The sequence below is a fragment of the Campylobacter sp. RM9331 genome, from assembly GCF_020137685.1.
In the GTDB taxonomy this organism is placed as follows: Bacteria; Campylobacterota; Campylobacteria; order Campylobacterales; family Campylobacteraceae; genus Campylobacter_E.
Map to the genome: position 1 here is coordinate 1 of NZ_JACGBA010000056.1, position 943 is coordinate 943.

The window sequence follows — 943 nt, forward strand, 5'->3', positions numbered from 1 at the left end:
AAAAAATCTAGTAGATAGAAATAACAATTCTTTAAGAGCATATAGAAAGTATTATGAAATTGATATAGCAAAAACTGTTAATAACGCTTATACACTTTTTAGCCAAGTTGTAAGTGAAGATTTTTTAAACTCTAAAGAATTTTTTAATACCGAAGATATAAAGCAATTTCCACAAGGTTATGTTATCAAAAAAGGAACTTTTGAAGTGACAAAAATATTGCAAAGTCCATATGAGTTTTCAAATGTTAATTTTGATAAAAAAACTGAAGATGTTGGTGGTATGTTTTTTCATTATAGAAATGAAGATAGAACTAAGCCAAATACCACTGTTTTTCGTAGTAAGGAAATATTAGAAGAAGATAAATTATATATAAGCAATTTTGACCCTGCTGAGAATAGATATAAAAACGAAAAGGGAGAATTTACAAGAGGCGGGCTTCTTATGGGATTTTTATCAAGCGATATAAGAGCAGTTATAGAAGCAGAGACTACTTATGATGGTAAATTTAGCGGTTATGATAGAAATATCAGTAGGCAAGATTTTCATGCATTTGATATGGCACTTGGAGCACAGCTTATTAGTAGGGGTGAAAATGGCTTTACAAGTGCTGAAGTTGAGCGTATGCCAAGATGGCTAAAAGATTATGTTAAATTTAATAGATTTGATAAGAGTTTAAAAGAAAGAAGTGCTTTTTCTTCTTACGATACATATTCAAAATTAATGTTTAGTCCTATAAAAGATGGTGATTTTGAGGGGAAAAATATCACAAGTGCCTTAGCTGGAAATAATAATCTTGTCTTAACTCCAGAGCAAATCAAAGCAGAAAGGGAAACTTTAGAAAAATTTATGAAAAAGATAAGAGAATTAATGGGTATAGAAAAACCTAGTAAAGAATCTAATATAATGAGTTTTGAAGATTTATTAAAATTAGCTTTTAGTTTT

General features: G+C 28.8%; 1 protein-coding gene. It reads left to right on the forward strand.

Annotation, left to right across the window (positions count from 1 at the left end; translation table 11 throughout):
- The coding region (locus AVBRAN9331_RS09740; protein ID WP_442862305.1) for a Cj0814 family flagellar-dependent secreted protein at positions 1-943 on the forward strand (943 nt) is incomplete at both ends.